The sequence below is a fragment of the Vibrio sp. SCP2 genome (assembly GCF_059295395.1).
On record NZ_JCAFVV010000009.1, the window covers coordinates 16,396 to 33,271 of the forward strand.

Consider the following 16,876-nt stretch of genomic DNA (forward strand, 5'->3'; position numbering starts at 1 on the left):
ATGTAAAACGCCAACCTTAGGGTTGGCGTTTTTGTTTTGGAAAGCGGGAACGGACTGCGTCCTCGGGAGCGCTTTGCTACGAGATCGGGCTGCGCCCGCGAGAATCTAGAACGGGCTTCGCCCTTCGAGAGGTGTGCTCTAGTAGTAACGAGAGTAGGTTTTGGTGTATGGAATGTTGACAGAAAACGTTCCTAGGCAGAGATAATCAACCCGTTTCCCGTTTCCCGTTTCCCGTTTCCCGTTTCCCGTTTCCCGTTTCCCGTTTCCCGTTTCCCCTAAACCGTCGTATTCACACTCGGCTGTGCATCTGTACTGGCGGTAAACTTCTGGCTCAGTAGGGCAACCATTTGGTCGTAATATTGCATGTTGGGTTTATTGCCAAGCAATTTACATAGCTCATTACCAGTTGGGCTGAAACGATAGTAAAGCAAGCGTACACCTTTGCTGTGGGCTTGAAGTGATAGCTTTTTGCCTTGATAAGTTAGGGGGAGTGGAGAGTCGAGTTCGATTTCGCCCGATTCTAATTCCGTTCCATGCATTAAACCGAGTTCAAATAACACAAGCAGACTAGAGTAGGGCAGTTGGAAGTTACCAACGTTGATATTGCCGGTGATGTTGCGCTTACCAAAACTGAAGATGCCGCCTTGGGCGCGATAACCGACCAATAACTTGCGGCTGTTATCACCGCCAAAACTACACGCAAGTGCAGCGGCGCGTTGGAGGATTTGTGCTTCTTTTGGCGTCATGTCTTGCAGGACTTTCAACGCTTTCATTGACGTTGAGCCGGGGTTGGTTACTTCGCGTTTTAACACCTGAGCCCATAGGCGTTGCATTGAGTGATTGTGGACTTCTTGCGCCATATCGAAAAAACGATAAAGCCAGTCTTGGTCAGGATCACCTGCGGTCTCATCTTTACAAGAGATATGAGCAAGCTTAAGAATTTGTTCGAGATTTTTCTGCCTTAGCTCTTTACGCTTACGCTCACGAACCAAAGCCCGCTCAAGCATACTTTTCTCAGGCTTTTCACTCTGTAGTAGTGCATCTAAGCCATAGGTTTGAGCAATGTTAAGCACACGACTGGCGCTGTCTTTGATGTAACTCGACTTTTTTTCGTGTCGGTTAGTTTGTTCCGATTGGTGCTCAATGATCACCGGCTTGCTCGTCTCAGACATGCTATTTCCTTAGCCATCAGATGCTTAACGTTAAGTATTAACTGTACCTCGGAACGCGTAAGCCTGCCAGAAAAAGACTGTGAGCCAGTTTATAAAAATATCGCTACCATAAATGATAACAAGTTGTTAAAATTGTTATCGTTAATTTTGAGGGGCTTATGAAGTATTTCAATGAGAATAAACTGAAAAAGCACCTGTCAATTGCCCTACTGTTACTAGTTTACCTAGGTGTACTGAGCTATCTCTCTAGCTATTTGTCCTAATATTGGCAATTAACAGGCTGCTTATTTTTATTAACAATTAGTAGTCATCGTACTCGGCGATCTCTGTGCCTTGTATGACGTATCCTGTTTGTGCCAATTCATGGCTAACCGTTTCTGTTTTTAACGTCCCTATCACGTAGACCACATCCCAAAGCTGCTGCACTGGTGCGCCTTTAGGGAAGTTAACATAAATAATTTGGTTTGGTGGTGGCGGTGGCACGTGGATACAAGCTCCAAAATATGGCACGAGTAGAAATTCCGTCACCATATTTGCATCCCCTTCAAGAGGAATAACAAAGCCCGGGATCTTCACCTTACTGCCGTTAAGCTCTTGTCTTACACTGCCGACCATGGATTGTTCCATGCTGCCGCCAGAGTGATCGATAGCGGGCATACCATAAGAATCAAACTGATTGCGCTCACTTTCTGGGATGAGATCAATCCACTCCAAAGTAAGTGTATCTTCTGCGTGACTACTGACGCTTGCTAGACCTAAGGTCATCACAGTCATCAGTATCATGAGTAGTCTTTTCATAATCTAAACTCTTATTGTCATACCGTCGCTGAGCGATTGGCGATATGCTCTAAATGCGGGGATAAAGCCGATAATAGTACCTGCCAGTTGTACTGCCGCCAACAGCATCCACTCATAGTGGGATAAAGCGCTCATCTGGACATTGATTCCATAATTCTGCTGGATTAGTGGACCTGCTATAGAGAGCATGGTGTATAGACCGATAATCCCCACTAGTAAGCCTATAAAAGTCAGCACACTCGCTTCCAAAATTAACAAGCTAAATACATGCCTTGGCCTTGCGCCCATCGCACGAAGAATGGCCATTTCTCGACGGCGCTCTTGCAGACTGGTGAGCAGGCTCGACAACATACCGAGTAAACCCGCGACAACGACAAAAATCGATACTGCCATTAACGCTTGTTCCGCAACCGACATCATGCCCCACAGTTCATGTAGAGCAACACCTGGAAGAATAGCGCTGAGCGGTTCTTTTAAGTAGTTGTTTATTTGTCTCTGCAGAGCAAAGGTTTGGATTTTTGAATTAAGACCGAGTAACACCGCTGTAATCTGTTGCGGTTTGAAGTTCATAGACTCGAGCTGTTCAGCCGTCGGGTTATTGCCTAGGTTTGCACCTGACTCCCAGCCCACATGAATCGCTTCAATCGCTTCTAATGAAACGTGAACTGTCTTGTCTACAGGGGTACCTGTAGGCGCTAGGATTCCAACTACTCTAAACGGAGCGTTTTCATGGCGGCTGAAACCGACATCACTGATGCCATGAGCAATGATCATTTCACTTCCCAATTGGTAATTCAGTGTGCGAGCAACGTCTGAACCGATCACAGCATCGAACAAGCCATCAAACTCTTTACCTTGACTAAAAGCTAGGTTTTGCTTCTGGCCATAGCGGTAATGCTCAAAGTAGCTATGGTTGGTTCCCATGACTCGAAAGCCTTTATGGGAGTCGCCCAGTGAAATTGGAATGGCCCACTTTACGGCGCGATGTTGGCTAAATTCTTGGTAACTCTTCCAGTCGATGTTGTTGGTCGCGTTACCGATTCTAAATACCGAATAAAGCAACAGATTCACTTGGCCAGAGCGCCCACCGACAATCAAATCAGTACCAGAAATCGTATTGGCAAAACTGTCTTTTGCTTGTGTGCGAATACGTTCGACCCCTAGTAATAAAATGACTGAAATCGCCACCGTTAGAATAGTGAGAATGGCGGTGACTTTACGGTTGCGCACACTTTTCCAAGCTAGGGTAAGTGTCGGTGTCATTGGTGACCTCCTGCTTGGTTTAACTGTTGAAGATTGATGGTGCGATCAAATAACGGTTCTAATGTCGGGTCATGACTGACAAATAGTAGCGTTGAGTCCGCTTGGTTCACTTGGTCAAGTAATAGCTCGATAAAGGCGGTACGGTTGTCGTAATCGAGTGAAGAGGTTGGCTCGTCCGCGATGATGACTTTGGGTTTACCAATTAAGGCTCGTGCTGCGGCGACTCTTTGTTGTTGTCCAATACTGAGTTCAACGACAGGTTTATCGAGCAGTTCAGAGGGTAAGCGCAGTTTTTCGAGCAATTGCTTAGCATTAGAGAGTAAATCTCCGTCCACTTGCTGACGGCGTAAGGTAGAAAACTGACAAGGTAAGGTGACGTTTTCAATCACGCTTAAATAAGGCAGTAAGTTAAACTGCTGAAAGATATAACCGATATGGTTGGCGCGAAATTTGTCTCGTCGGCTACCTGACATTTGCGTCAGGTTTTCGCCTAGTACAGCCACTTGTCCGGAAGTTGCCGTGTTTATCCCTGTGAGTAAGCCAAGCAGTGTTGATTTACCACATCCGCTTGGTCCTTTTATAAATAGGTGTTCACCACGCTTAATCGTGAGAGAAGGGATGTCCAATGTGGGATGTTCGTTACCAGGCCAAGTAAAGGAGACTTGCTCAAGCTCAACGACAGAACAAGAAGGGGAATTGTTCATTGTATGTTTCCAATCATGAGAAAGGTGGCTTAGCCATTGCTAAGCCACTTTATGAATTACAGTGAAATCTTGCTGTCACCTTTACCAAGCTCTAGTGACGCTTGCTTAGTCTCAGTGAGTACGTTGACTTTCAGTTTCTCAGTGTTTGGGAATTGTGTGAACCATTGAGTATCAATGTTGCTTAATGTGCTGATGTCATCACATGCGTAATGGTATTCAACAGTGAACTCACCATGGCCACCATGCTCTTGGTGGTCGTGACCTTTATGATCATCGTGGTCATGATCGTGACCTTCATGATTATCGTGATTATGACCATCTTCATGCTTGTGTTTGTCGTGAGCATGTTCATCATGATGGTCGTGGTCGTGGTCGTGGTCGTGGTCGTGGTCGTGGTCGTGGTCGTGGTCGTGGTCGTGGTCGTGGTCGTGGTTATCCGCTCCTAGCGTGTGGCTCACCGATTGATGCACCACTTTACAACCTGCCGAAGATGCAAGAGTAAATACACTTGAAGCATTATTTAGCTTGGCGATAGCATCTTCTAATTGGTGTTTCTGCTCATCCGTTTTTGGCGCATGTTCAAAACCAACCACATCAGCACCTGGAGCAGTGATTTCGATCAGCAGCTCTTTGCCATCTTGAGCGATGTTAAGTTCTACTTCACCATGCACATGAGCACCATGTTGGCGAAAGCCGCCTTCACATGCCTGAGCCAGGCCGCTGACTGCTAGAGTAATTCCAAGGGCGATAGGAGTAATATTTTTCATTGTAAGTCCTGATTTTAAATTTGAGTAATGCTGTGCTATCCACCTAATGTGAATACGATTTATTGCAAATGATGAATCAATATCAGGACAGTGGCGGTGAACGCGGCAGGTAAGCAAAGCTCAATGCCTCGGTGTAGTGATAGGTCGCTAGTGGAGCAAAATATTCACTGACAGCTGGAGGAGTGATAACAAGGGATGCAGGGGCTGCACCATGTAATCCACTGGCAAACAGTTGGCAGTGATGCTCTTTGTGATGTGCTGAAGAAAGATCGTACTGGTGATCAATAAACGCAAAGTTTAGCCATAGCACAAGGGCGATTGCTAAAAATGCAAGCGCTGAAGTGCGTTGGAGAAGAAAGCGATTTTGAAGCACGATGAAAGCACAATACCGAAAGAGGAGTTGTTATACTATAACAACTCCTCTTCAGGGGGAAGTAAACCAACCTCTGTTTAAAGGTTTTCTTTGACTAGCGTAAGTACTTGTTGAATCTCGCTTTCATTGAGTGCACCTTCTTTTACAAACAGTACTTTACCTTGTTTATCTTGCACTATGATCGCTGATGACTCTTCAGCCAGTTGCCAAGCGCTAGCTACCGTTCCGTCTTCATCTAGCACCATTGAAGACCAAGGGAACTCTTTCTTGCTGTCTTCCGCAGAAGATTTTACAAATGATCCCGTTCCCCAAATAGCATCATCTTGGTTGATGATCGATGTCGTTTGGTAACTTTGTTCTGGGAATTTTGCTTCGGTGATGGCTGACATTAACGGAGCATTGAGTTCTTTTGAGCTGCTGCGTCCCGCAATGGCTTGAATGACGCGAACTTTACCTTGCATATCGGTGGTTGCCCAAGCTTGGAAAGCGGTTTTATCTCCTTGCAGAACAATTTCACCGTGGTTTGCTACCGCCACTTCAGGCACGGCTTGCCCGACAGTGATGTTGTGAGCAAAAGCGAAAGCCGGAGAGCACGCGATTGCTAGAGTATGAAGGGTTTTATTTTTCATTATGTTATTTCCTTTTGAATGTGCGCAAAAAGTATATACCCAAATTTAAGGTGCGGAGAAAACTCTCTCAGATAACACTGGTCTGATGTCACATTGTTAACAAAATGCTATACATTAAATACGCATCCGGTATAATACCTACGAGTTCTAAGGAATAGAACCAAGCAATCAGTTCGAATTGCATCACAAAAGGATATTGGAGTCGTTATGCTGCGTGAATTTACTATTTATCGTCCTCGTCAAGTTGCACGTTTTGTTAAAACTTTGTTTAAAGGACAGTTTGTTATCTCAGGGGTTGGCAAGTTTACTTTCGATAATGGAAAAGTGTTACTGCCGGATGTGAAAGATCCACAAAAGTTAACCACCTATAAAGAGATCAATCAGGCGATTGCTTTGTTGCCAGTCTAAATCTTGGTTCTTTCCAAGCCATGAATTATAGAAAGTCGCCTAGTTGGCGGCTTTTGTCGTTTATAGTCACTATATCACTGAGTTTTCCTCCACTCACTTATCACTGCTTACTTTCACTAAGTAAAATTTACACGCCAACAGTTTGAATTTACGACTATATTGTTAATAAGCAACATTGTGCTTATTAGCAATGTTCGACAACAAAATGTGACTGGTGGCTATGGATCCTCTTTTTATTCTGTTATGTACGCTACTTGTACTCTTGATGCAGGTTGGTTTTCTGTTTCTTGAGGCGGGGACGGTACGTAAAAAAAACACTGCCAATGTGGCAGCCAAAAACCTCATCGATTTAGCGGTGGTCCTGATCCTTTACTGGCTTGTTGGCTATGGTGTCATGTTTGGTGAGTCCATGGATGGCTATCTAGGGACTAGCCATTTTTTACTTGGTCATTTTGAAGGTTTAGATGATGGAGCATTCTTTGTCTTTCAAATGGTGTTCTGTGCGACTTCGGTGACGATCATTTCAGGGGCAATTGCCGAAAGAGGCAGTTTAAAGGGCTACATTGCCTTATCTGTTTTCGTAGCTGCTGTTATTTATCCTGTTATTGGTCATTGGGTATGGAGCGACAATGGATGGCTTGCACAACGAGGCTTCATTGATTTTGCTGGTTCGACAGTGGTTCATTCTGTCGGTGGTTGGGCGGCGTTAGCGGCGATCATGATCATTGGGCCTAGATTGAATCGGTTTGTCGAAGGACATAATTTCAACCACAGCAGCCTAGTACAAAGTGTCGCAGGAGTGGTTTTTCTATGGATAGGTTGGCTTGGCTTTAATGCGGGTAGCTCGCTGCATTTTGACAGTAACGTGTTTAATATTGTCCTCAATACCATTCTAGCGGGCGCGGCTGGTGGCCTTACGTCAGCAATGTACTCTTTACATAAAACCAATAGAGTACACATTCCTAACTTCTACAACGGCATCCTATCAGGGTTAGTCTCCATTACCGCAAGCTGTAATTTTGTAGATGGCCTCTCATCGGTGCTCATTGGCTCACTCGGCGCTTTGATTTCACTGTCGGTTGGTCGACTGTTAGTGATGAAGAAGATTGATGATGTGGTTGATGCTGTACCTGTTCACTTGGCGAGTGGCATCTGGGGCACTATTGCCTTAGCGCTGTTTGTTCCTCAATCGGTGATTACAGATACCTTACTGATGAGCGATAGAATGGAGTTGCTATGGAGCCAGGTCTTTGGTGTCAGTGTCGTCGCCGCTTTTGTGTTTCCTCTCTGTTACCTTGTTTTCTCTCTGATAAACAAAGTACTTCCTCTTCGTGTTGGACAAGAAGAGGAGATCGTCGGGTTGAATATTTCGTCTCACCAAGCAAGCAGCGATCTCTATGACCTGGTCACTGTGATGCAAAATCAGGAAGAGAGTGGTGATTTCAGCCAACGTGTCGATTATGACCCAACGTCAGAGATAGGCATGATTGCACGTCAATACAATCGAGTCCTTTCTCGGTTCGAAACGGCTTTAGTCAAAGCAACCCAAAAACACAGTGCATTATTGCAAACTAACCAAAGACTGAAATCGATGGAGTCACGCGTACAAAAAAGTGAAAAGCTTTCAAGCCTCGGTCAGATAAGTTCTGGCTTGGTGCGTGAGATAAACGAACCGATTGGTTATGTGCTGAGTAATATCAAAACACTTAAAGACTACAATAAATTTTTTAAGTTGTTGGTTACTGAATATAAAGCATTCGCTGCCACCGTCTCTCAACACCCAGTGGTTGCTAACGAAGTGCTGCAACGCATTGATAAAATATGTGAAGAGGAAGATTTAGAATTTGTTCTTGAAGACAGTGAAGATCTGATCAATGCCACATCAGAAGGGGCATGTAAAATAGAGAAGATCTTGTCAAATGTTCGCACGTTTTCTGAGTTTGGAGACGAAAAGTTTGAGCTTAAAGACATTAATGTCCTAGTTTCTGCAGCGGTAGAAAAGGTGGCTGCCACTCTGCCATTGAGCTGTAAATTGCTCGAATCTTACGAGGCAAAATTGCCTATGGTCTCTTGTAGTCCTCACCAAATAGAACAGTTATGCATTAATGTCCTTTCCAATTCAGTGCAAGCTATAGGTGAAGATCGTGGTGCAATAAAAGTCACCACTAGTAACGAAGGTAATCATGTGGTCGTGGCGATTATCGACAGTGGCGTGGGCATCAAAGAAGAGTATCAAGCTAAGGTGTTTGAGCCATTTTTTACAACGTTTGGTAGCCAAGGTCATGCCGGGTTAGGTTTATCGATTTGTTACGGAATCGCCACTAATCATGGGGGGGCGTTAAGCTTATTGAGTAAACAGGCAAAAGGAACCAAAGTGACTTTGCGCCTGCCAATGCCACTTGATGAGTGATAAGGGAGAAGGTGTATGGCTGATACGGGACTGACGAAGCTGTTGGTTGTTGATGATGAAGTTCAGATTACCAAATCTCTTAGCCGCTTGCTGAGAAAAGAGTATCAAGTTATTGCCTTTAACAATCCTCTCGAAGCTTTGGTTTATCTCGGTGAAAACGAAGTCGCAATTATTATGTCTGACATGCGTATGCCCGGTATGGGGGGCGCCCGTTTTTTAAGTGAATCTGTGTTGATTCAACCTCACGCAATGAGGATTGCTTTTTCGGGAGGGGTTGATTACCGAACCTTAGTTAGTGCAATTAATGAGGGCAAAATTCATCACGTTATTGCTAAACCTTGGGATACAGAAGAGCTCAAAAGTTTACTCGGTCAGATGACCACTCAGCATCAGATGAATATCGGTTTAAAACAACATGCTCATAAGCTAGAGCGGGAGAATCGTACTTTTAGCGAAGAAAATAGCCAGTTGTTGGCCTCATCTACCGAAACTCAGATGCAGCTTGTTGAGCTCAAACAGCAATATGACCAACTTCTGTCGCGTTACCAGAGTTTTAGCCAAGACTCTTTGAGAGTACTTATGGCGGGAGCTGTGGCTCACTCTTGGTATGAGGAGTGTGACTTACAACGCGTCGCTTTACATGCCAAGCAATTAGCACTCTCAATGAGCTTGCCGCCTAAGGTCGTTAATTTAGTATATCGTTGTGCTCAACTACATCCGGTTGGCTTATTGTTCTCATCTTTGAATGAGGCACCTGCCAATTTCGCTAATCATCATGTAGCACCATGTTGTTTTGGTTCAATTGCTTATGAAGTGTTAAGTGAAAGCCCGCACTTAAAAGAGGTGGTTATGGGAATTCGGCATCAAGATGAGAACGTCAACGGCACGGGTTACCCACAGCACCTGACGCTCGCTGATATTCCTCTGATTGCCAAAATTGTTCGCGTAGTGAAGGATTATGATTTTCTAACTGTGACTCATAATAAGCCTAAAGATCGCTGCTCCCCAGCCCAAGCAGCTCTTAAACTGCAAGAATTAGCCGATGTTCACTATGACGGTGTAATTGTGAAAGCCTACTTAAAAATGGTTTCCTCAAAGCTGCAAAATGACGACAACAGCATGGAGTACTCTGTTCCGCTGCGCGAACTGAAAGTCGGGGACGAACTTAAACGAGATGTACGCTTGACCAATGGTCAGGTGTTGATTAAACGGGGCAGCATGCTCAATGATGAGATGCTGCAGCGCTTGATTGGATTAGAGAAGCAAAATCAACATTGTTTTGCCTATGTTGTTTAGCTAAGAGAATTATTCTTGGCATGATCAACTAGGTGGAAAACACACTCCAGTTCCCCCCAAACCACAGTAGCCGTTAGGGTTTTTAGCGAGATATTGCTGGTGGTAGTTCTCGGCGTAGTAGTATTTACCTGCGGGTAATATCTCTGTGGTGATGGCGCCATTACCGTCACCGAGTAGCGCTTGATAGGCCTGCTTAGATGCTAGCGCTGCTTGGTACTGTTCGTCGCTGTATACATAGATAGCCGAGCGGTATTGAGTTCCGCGATCATTGCCTTGTCTCATACCCTGAGTCGGATCGTGCTTTTCCCAAAATGCCTGCAAGAGTTGCTTTAGGCTAATGATACTTGGATCGAAAACGACTCGTACAATCTCTGTGTGACCAGTCTGTCCGCTGCATACCTCTTCGTAGGTTGGGTTAGGCGTATAACCTCCTGCGTAGCCAACAGAGGTGCTTACCACACCATCAAGTTGCCAGAACAGGCGCTCGGCTCCCCAAAAGCAGCCCATTCCGAGGAGAATTTTCTCGCAACCTTCTGCGGGTTCTGCAGTCAAACTGGTTTGATTGACGAAATGAATGTCATCGAATGCAAGTGGCGTCTCTCGTCCTGGAAGAGCTTGTTGGGCGGTAATCATGGTTTGTTTGTCGAGCATCGTGATTTCCTTGTTGGAGTATTTTTTATATAGACCGCCTAATTCACTGTTTTCGTACAGACTTATTATTTTAGTGGCGGTATTATTCCCTTACTTGATGTAGACAGATAATTAAGCATGATCAGCAAACCTTTACCAGTTCTAATCGCACTTGTTTCCTTTGCCCCTTCGGTATGGGCACAAAGTGTCGACCTCTCGATAGAAGGTCTAGAGGGTGAGCTGAATGATAATGTTGAAGCTTACTTATCATCTATTCCTGAAACTGAGTATAAAACCAGTTTACGTTTCCAAGCGCGTTTAGAGAAAAATATCACCGAAGCACTTAATGCCTTAGGTTACTACCACCCTGAGATAGAGTTTACAGTCGCGCAAGATGAATCAGAGTTGATCGTCAATGTGAATCCTGGACCTGCGGTTATTTTGCAGCAGGTCGATATTAAAATCGAAGGCGAAGCGAAAAGTGATCCTCAGTTTACAGCGCTAATAGCGAATAGTGGCTTGAAGCAAGGAGAGCGGCTTAATCATAGTTTGTATGACACTTTGAAATCTTCGATTCGCAATCTCGCTTTGCAAAAAGGCTACTTTGAAGGGGACTTTACCGCGAGTCGATTGGAAGTTGCGCCCGACCTCAATCAAGCCTTTATCCACCTTCATTATGACAGTGGGATGCGCTATCACTTTGGCGCTAATACCATAACCGGCAGCCAAATTGATCAAGATAGGGTAGAGTCTTTGTCACCTTATCAGGCCAATGATCCTTATCAGGCTTCTAAAGTTGGTGAGTACAACCAGAACCTATCCAATACAGATTGGTTTTCATCAGTATTCGTTGAGCCTGACCTGAGTAAAATAGGTGAAGGGCGTGAGTTGCCAATGAAAGTATCGCTTGCGCCACAAGCAAGAAACAAAATCGAAACAGGTATTGGTTACGCAACGGATGTTAGGGTCCGAGGATCACTCAAGTGGAAGAAACCTTGGGTGAATAGCCGCGGACATAGCTTTGATAGTAGCTTGTCTATTTCAAAGCCTGAACAAACCATCACTGCCGGTTACCGAATTCCACTCGAAGACGCACTCAATGAGTACTATCGCATCCAATACGGGATGAAGAACGTCAATCAGCGTGATACAGAAAGTTTGGAATCCAACTTAGCGCTAGAAAGGCACTGGGTACTTAATAACGGTTGGCACCGCACTTTGTATGTTCGTTACTTGTTAGAGAACTATACCCAAGGTAAGCAAGAAGATAACGCTCAGTTTATGCTGCCAGGTATAACCTTTTCTCGTAGTCGAGTTCGTGGTGGCGCGATGCCTACTTGGGGCGATCGACAAAGCTTTACGTTAGAGTATGGCGATCCTAATGCACTCTCAGAGACTAGAGTCACTCGTTTGATTGGTGCGACAACTTGGATCCGTAGTGCTGGTCAAAACCATCGCGGTATATTCAAACTTAATGGTGGCGCCAACTTTTCTGAAGAGTTTAATAAGCTCTCGCCATCGTTACGTTTCTTCGCTGGTGGTGATAATAATCTCCGTGGTTATGGCTATGAGTCTATCTCTCCCAAGGACTCTGACGATAAATTAACCGGTGCCAAATATATGCTGACGAGTTCAATCGAGTATCAATATCGCGTATATGGTGATTGGTGGGGCGCGGCTTTTTATGATGTCGGCGATGCGTTTAATGATAAGCCAGAGATTAAACGTGGTACGGGTGTCGGTGTACGCTGGGCTTCCCCTGTCGGTCCTATTCGTCTTGATTTTGCTTGGGGGCTTGATGCAAATAAAGGCGACGAATTTAAAATCCACTTTACTTTAGGACCTGAGCTATGACCAGTGTTGTGATTAAGTGGTCAAAATGGCTTTCACTCACTTTACTCATTTTACTCCTCAGCGTGTTGGTTGCTCTGGGCGGCTTATTGTTTACTAATCCTGGTTTGAACCTTGTTTTGTGGGGGGCTGAGAAGTTTGTTCCTCAGCTTAAAGTTGGATCGAGTCAAGGCGCGATTTTTCCTCGATTCACCCTTAGCAATGTTGTTTTTAAAGGTGACAACTTGCACGTCGATACTCAGGCAAGGTCACTAACGCTTGCCGTCAATGCGACATGCTTTACCGAGCCGGGTGTTTGTATTGATGAACTTGCGATTGATGGTTTGTCATTCGCTATGCCAGAGTTACCGCCAAGTTCGTCGCCAACTCAAGAGCCAGCCGAGGCGTCATCGTCAGCTAAAGTTACCTCTCCAATTCCGATCAAGTTAAGTCGATTGGCGCTAAGTGATATTAAGCTGGATGTTTTAGGTAATCAGATTACGTGGGACTCGTTGACCTCAGGAGCGTCATTTCAAGGTAATCGTCTGCGTCTCAATACCACCGAACTTAAAACTCCTGTGGTTAAGTTAGCGGCAAGCCCGGCTGAAAATGAGCAAGCCGACGCTCCAGTGAATCAAGCGTCAACGCCAACAGAAATTGTTCTCCCCAATATCGTTTTGCCGCTGCAAATTGATCTTGTACGCCTTGATGTTCACGACTTTAAGCTAGAGCAAGCAACGCCTGTTATCGTCAATCATTTAGGCTTAGCGGCCAACGCTAAAGATTCTAGAGTGGTGGTCAAAACGCTTGAACTAGATATGCCGCAGGTAACTGCTCAGCTACAAACAGACATTGATCTGCAAGGTGATTATCCACTCGACTTGCAGCTAGATGCGACAATCAAAGAAGAGATGGCGGCAGGACAAATGCTCTCCCTCAAAGCGGGTGGCAGTGTGGCCAAGTTACAGCTCTCGGCTCAATTATCAGGGTTAGCCAAAGCTTTCCTTGCTGGCGAACTGCAACCACTCAAACCTGAATTGCCTTTTGACTTGAGCCTAGTTCAAGGTGACCTCCAGTGGCCATTGAAAGGAAAAGGGGATTACTTTGCCTCGATAGATAAACTTCAAGCTCACGGCTCTCTGAATGGCTATAGCCTCAATCTAGATACCGACCTTAAAGGTGCACAACTTCCCGATGTGTCTCTCTCGATACAAGGCAAAGGTGATCTCTCCCATATCAAATTGAGTCAAGTGGACATTGCCACACTAGGAGGAACGATCTCTGGTGATGTGATGGCTGATTGGCAAGCGCCGATTAACTGGGCAGCAAACTTGACACTGGCTCACATTCAGCCCGGTTTACAGTGGCCTGAAGCTGAAGGCGATATCAGTGGGGCAGTGTCAACAACCGGAAGTCTGACAGAGCAAGGTGGATGGCAAGTCGAAGTTCCGAAACTTGATATTGATGGTGTACTGCGTGAATACCCTCTGAATGTTGCCGGTAGTGTCAGCGCCGCTGATGTGACTGGCAACAATGAGCTCAGTGTTCAAACGCCGCAGCTAGTGCTCTCTCATGGCCCGAACAGTATTAAAGCCAGCGGGGAGCTAGATAAACAGTGGCGGATGGATCTTGAGCTTAATTTGCCTGACTTAATCAAATCGATCCCTGACTTAAAAGGACGTGTTGTAGGTGACGTGGCACTGCGCGGAGATTTGAAAGCGCCGGATGTGGGTCTAAACCTTGTCGCTAAAGGGATTAATTGGCAGCAGCAGGCTCAGATTAGCAAGCTCAGTGTGAAAGGAAATATCACACCACTGCCAACGCCAAGTGGTCAATTAGCGCTTAAGGTCAATCAGGCCAAGTATCAAAACACAGTGATCGATGACGTGAGTTTGAACTTTACTGGCTCTCAGCAAAAGCACCAGCTTAACCTCGATGTGAATTCGAATGTTGTGTCGACGAGTTTGGCTCTAACAGGCTCACTGACCGATAAGCCTGAACTCGTTTGGCAAGGTAAGCTTGAGCGGATGAGACTCTCTTCGCAGCAAGGTGATTGGCGACTGAATCAGCCAACCGCATTAGGTTTTGAAGTGGCAACTGAGCAGGTTTCTGTTGCTGCTCACTGTTGGCTGCAAGCAGACTCCTCACTGTGCTTAGAGCAAGATATTAAGGTTGGACAAAGCGGTGAAGCAGCGATCGCCTTAAGTCAGTTTGATTTTGAGCAGATCAAAACCTTTATTCCTCAGTCAACGCACCTCCAAGGGCAAGCGGACGCTAATGTATGGGCCAAGTGGGGTGATAACCAGCCACCACAAGTAAAGGCTAAGATTGAATTAGCCAAAGGTGAAGTGGTTCAAAAGCTTGAACAACCTCTAGAACTAGGCTGGGAGAGCGCGGCACTGACGGTGCAACTTGCAGACAATAAGCTGAGCGCAGAATGGCTGCTAGATGTCACCGATAATGGTGATGTTTCTGGTAATGCTACTATTCCCGATGTGCTCAGAGACGACAAGCAAATCGATGGTCGTTTGAAGCTCACCACATTCAACCTAGACTTCTTAGCCCCACTAGTCGGGGAGTTCAGTAAGCTGAAATCGAACATCACCACCGATCTCGCAATCACTGGCCCGGCAATGCAGCCTAAAGTAAATGGTCAGTTTGTTGTCGATGATATCTTGCTCAAAGGGGATATCTCTCCGGTAGAGGTAAACTCAGGGCGTTTAACCATCAACTTCACTGGCTATGATGCGACGCTAGCTGCCGCTATTCATACTCCAGATGGAAAACTAGAACTTGCGGGCGACGCCGATTGGCAGAACTTGAATGATTGGAGTACCAATGTACGCGTTTTTGCCGAGGAACTGCTAGTCAACGTGCCGCCTATGGTGAAAATCAAAGTTCAACCTGATATGACTATCGCTGTTGCACCAAAATCAGCTCGAATTGATGGCACAATTGCTCTGCCATGGGGGCGAGTTGTGGTTGAAGAGTTGCCACCAAGTGCGATAGGTGTTTCGAAAGATCAGGTAATCCTTAACGACAAGCTCCAACCTGTTGACGATAAGAGTACAGTGCCTTTTGCAGTGCAATCCAATATCAATATTAAGATTGGCGATGATTTTAAGCTCTCAGCGTTTGGTCTAGAGGGCGAGTTAGTTGGTAATCTCAATGTAGCCCAGAGAGACAAGGGGCCTTTTGTTACTGGAGAGGTCAATATCGTTGATGGTTCATACCGTTCGTTTGGCCAAGACTTGTTGATCAAAGAAGGTAAGGTGCTAATGAATGGTCCGGTGGATCTGCCATATCTGCAAATTACCGCTATTCGCAACCCAGATAACACCAAAGACGATGTGACCGCAGGTGTCAAAGTGACAGGCCCAGTCAGTGAGCCTACCGTGACCATTTTTTCTGACCCAGCGATGGCGCAAGCTAACGCTCTTTCCTATCTGTTGCGCGGTCAAGATATTGATGGTGAAACGGGAGGCAACGCCATGGCAACAGCGCTAATTGGCCTAAGTATAGCGAAAAGTGGTCGTGTAGTCGGTGAAATTGGTGAAGCCTTTGGGGTACAAGATCTTCAGGTTGATACCGCAGGGTCTGGCCAAGAGTCTCAGGTGACGGTAGGTGGATACATTCTACCTGGCCTCAAGGTGCAATATGGTGTTGGCATATTTAAGTCGGTGGGTGAGTTCACCGTGCGCTATCGCTTGATGCAAGACCTCTATGTCGAGGCACTATCTGGCGCGACCAACGCGGTCGATCTTCTGTATCAATTTGAGTTCAATTAGTCGGTAAACATCGAAAGGAGTCGATGTCATGCAACAGCTAGTATTTGCTTATGGCACATTGCGTCAGGGGCAAAGTAATCATCATTTGTTGGCGCATTCAGAATGGCTAGGGAAATATGCGACGCCACCCATTTACAGCCTTTATGATCTTGGCGCTTATCCAGCCGTAGTAGATGGGCATAGCGTGATTTATGGTGAAGTCTATCGGGTCGATGACCAGACTTTGCGCCAGTTAGATTTACTGGAAGATGTGCCAATAACCTATCGTCGTGAGCAAATCGACACGCCTTTTGGCTTAGCTTGGATGTACATTTATCAGCAAGCTCACCAACTAGAGACGTTAATTTCCTCCGGTGATTGGTGCCAAAAGGTGTAATACTTACCGATAGCGAATGGGTGACTTGATTAAGGAGAGAGCGATGAAATTACAATTTGTTCTAGTGGCATTAATGTTAGCCGGATGTGCCACGCAACCACCTCCATTAAGCAATATCGAAGGTGACTGGTCAGATTATGGTAAACAACGTGCCGAGCAAGGCTTTTTAAAACAGTCAGAAGCGAAACTCGCAGAGCTAGATCAAGGTGGCGTTTTTAGCCAAGAACTGTATCTCGCATACTCTAATGGCTATGAGCAAGGCAGAGTTGAGTACTGCAACCAAAGTGCTTATATGCTAGGTGTTAAAGGTAAGCCTTACTTAGGAATCTGCCAACGCATCGATCCTTTCTTCCAGCAAGATTATATGTCAGGGCGCCATTCAACCGCAGGTTCAGCCTTTTAAACGTAAAAGAGTCGCGATTAAGCGACTCT

The 16,876-nt window shown here is 45.6% G+C and carries 15 protein-coding genes; 7 read left to right on the forward strand and 8 right to left on the reverse strand.

Going from position 1 to position 16,876, the window contains the following annotated elements; all coding sequences use genetic code 11:
• Positions 1 to 275: 275 nt before the first annotated feature.
• From AC5O63_RS18780 to AC5O63_RS18810, 7 genes are all read right to left on the reverse strand, one after another.
• Positions 276 to 1,172, reverse strand: coding sequence for a TIGR03899 family protein (locus AC5O63_RS18780; RefSeq protein WP_494505895.1), 897 nt, complete (start codon positions 1,170 to 1,172; stop codon positions 276 to 278).
• 300 nt (positions 1,173 to 1,472) lie between these two features.
• A complete protein-coding gene (locus AC5O63_RS18785) occupies positions 1,473 to 1,946 on the reverse strand; it encodes a DUF3299 domain-containing protein (protein WP_415668821.1) in 474 nt (157 codons plus the stop codon).
• Positions 1,947 to 1,973: 27 nt separating this feature from the next.
• The gene (locus AC5O63_RS18790) at positions 1,974 to 3,233 is read right to left on the reverse strand and encodes an ABC transporter permease (RefSeq protein WP_494505896.1); all 1,260 of its coding nucleotides are present in this window, start codon (positions 3,231 to 3,233) and stop codon (positions 1,974 to 1,976) included.
• The gene (locus tag AC5O63_RS18795) at positions 3,230 to 3,937 is read right to left on the reverse strand and encodes an ABC transporter ATP-binding protein (protein ID WP_004747138.1); all 708 of its coding nucleotides are present in this window, start codon (positions 3,935 to 3,937) and stop codon (positions 3,230 to 3,232) included. Before AC5O63_RS18795 ends, AC5O63_RS18790 begins: the two co-directional genes overlap by 4 nt.
• 56 nt (positions 3,938 to 3,993) lie before the next feature.
• Complete coding sequence (gene zrgA, locus AC5O63_RS18800; RefSeq protein ID WP_494505897.1) at positions 3,994 to 4,704, reverse strand: zinc uptake protein ZrgA; 711 nt, start codon at positions 4,702 to 4,704, stop codon at positions 3,994 to 3,996.
• Positions 4,705 to 4,786: 82 nt separating this feature from the next.
• Positions 4,787 to 5,077, reverse strand: coding sequence for a DUF2607 family protein (locus AC5O63_RS18805; protein ID WP_494505898.1), 291 nt, complete (start codon positions 5,075 to 5,077; stop codon positions 4,787 to 4,789).
• A gap of 77 nt (positions 5,078 to 5,154) precedes the next feature.
• Positions 5,155 to 5,706 (reverse strand): YtfJ family protein, encoded by a 552-nt coding sequence (locus AC5O63_RS18810; protein ID WP_494505899.1) that lies wholly within the window; start codon positions 5,704 to 5,706, stop codon positions 5,155 to 5,157.
• Between the two features lie 207 nt (positions 5,707 to 5,913).
• Between AC5O63_RS18810 and AC5O63_RS18815 the strand changes: the two genes are divergently transcribed.
• The 3 genes from AC5O63_RS18815 (at position 5,914) to AC5O63_RS18825 (ending at position 9,820) form a co-directional block, all read left to right on the forward strand.
• A complete protein-coding gene (locus AC5O63_RS18815) occupies positions 5,914 to 6,114 on the forward strand; it encodes a DUF1107 family protein (RefSeq protein WP_004747146.1) in 201 nt (66 codons plus the stop codon).
• Between the two features lie 220 nt (positions 6,115 to 6,334).
• A complete protein-coding gene (amt, locus tag AC5O63_RS18820) occupies positions 6,335 to 8,524 on the forward strand; it encodes an ammonium transporter (protein ID WP_494505900.1) in 2,190 nt (729 codons plus the stop codon).
• Between the two features lie 15 nt (positions 8,525 to 8,539).
• Positions 8,540 to 9,820 carry an HD domain-containing phosphohydrolase gene (locus AC5O63_RS18825; RefSeq protein WP_494505901.1) on the forward strand — a complete coding sequence of 427 codons (1,281 nt, stop codon included), beginning with the start codon at positions 8,540 to 8,542 and terminating at the stop codon, positions 9,818 to 9,820.
• Positions 9,821 to 9,844: 24 nt separating this feature from the next.
• On the opposite strand, the gene msrA is transcribed toward AC5O63_RS18825, so the two are convergent.
• A complete protein-coding gene (gene msrA, locus AC5O63_RS18830) occupies positions 9,845 to 10,471 on the reverse strand; it encodes a peptide-methionine (S)-S-oxide reductase MsrA (protein ID WP_494505902.1) in 627 nt (208 codons plus the stop codon).
• A 117-nt stretch (positions 10,472 to 10,588) separates the two neighbouring features.
• Between msrA and tamA the strand changes: the two genes are divergently transcribed.
• Genes tamA through AC5O63_RS18850 form a run of 4 tightly spaced genes read left to right on the forward strand, consistent with a single transcriptional unit; the run spans position 10,589 to position 16,847 of the window.
• Positions 10,589 to 12,304, forward strand: coding sequence for an autotransporter assembly complex protein TamA (gene tamA, locus AC5O63_RS18835; RefSeq protein WP_494505903.1), 1,716 nt, complete (start codon positions 10,589 to 10,591; stop codon positions 12,302 to 12,304).
• Entirely contained in the window at positions 12,301 to 16,068 is a 3,768-nt protein-coding gene (tamB, locus tag AC5O63_RS18840) for an autotransporter assembly complex protein TamB (protein ID WP_494505904.1), read from the forward strand. The genes tamA and tamB overlap by 4 nt, the downstream gene beginning before the upstream one ends.
• 28 nt (positions 16,069 to 16,096) lie before the next feature.
• Positions 16,097 to 16,444 (forward strand): gamma-glutamylcyclotransferase family protein, encoded by a 348-nt coding sequence (locus tag AC5O63_RS18845; RefSeq protein ID WP_494505905.1) that lies wholly within the window; start codon positions 16,097 to 16,099, stop codon positions 16,442 to 16,444.
• A gap of 43 nt (positions 16,445 to 16,487) precedes the next feature.
• The gene (locus AC5O63_RS18850) at positions 16,488 to 16,847 is read left to right on the forward strand and encodes a DUF2799 domain-containing protein (RefSeq protein WP_486787224.1); all 360 of its coding nucleotides are present in this window, start codon (positions 16,488 to 16,490) and stop codon (positions 16,845 to 16,847) included.
• Positions 16,848 to 16,876 lie beyond the last annotated feature (29 nt).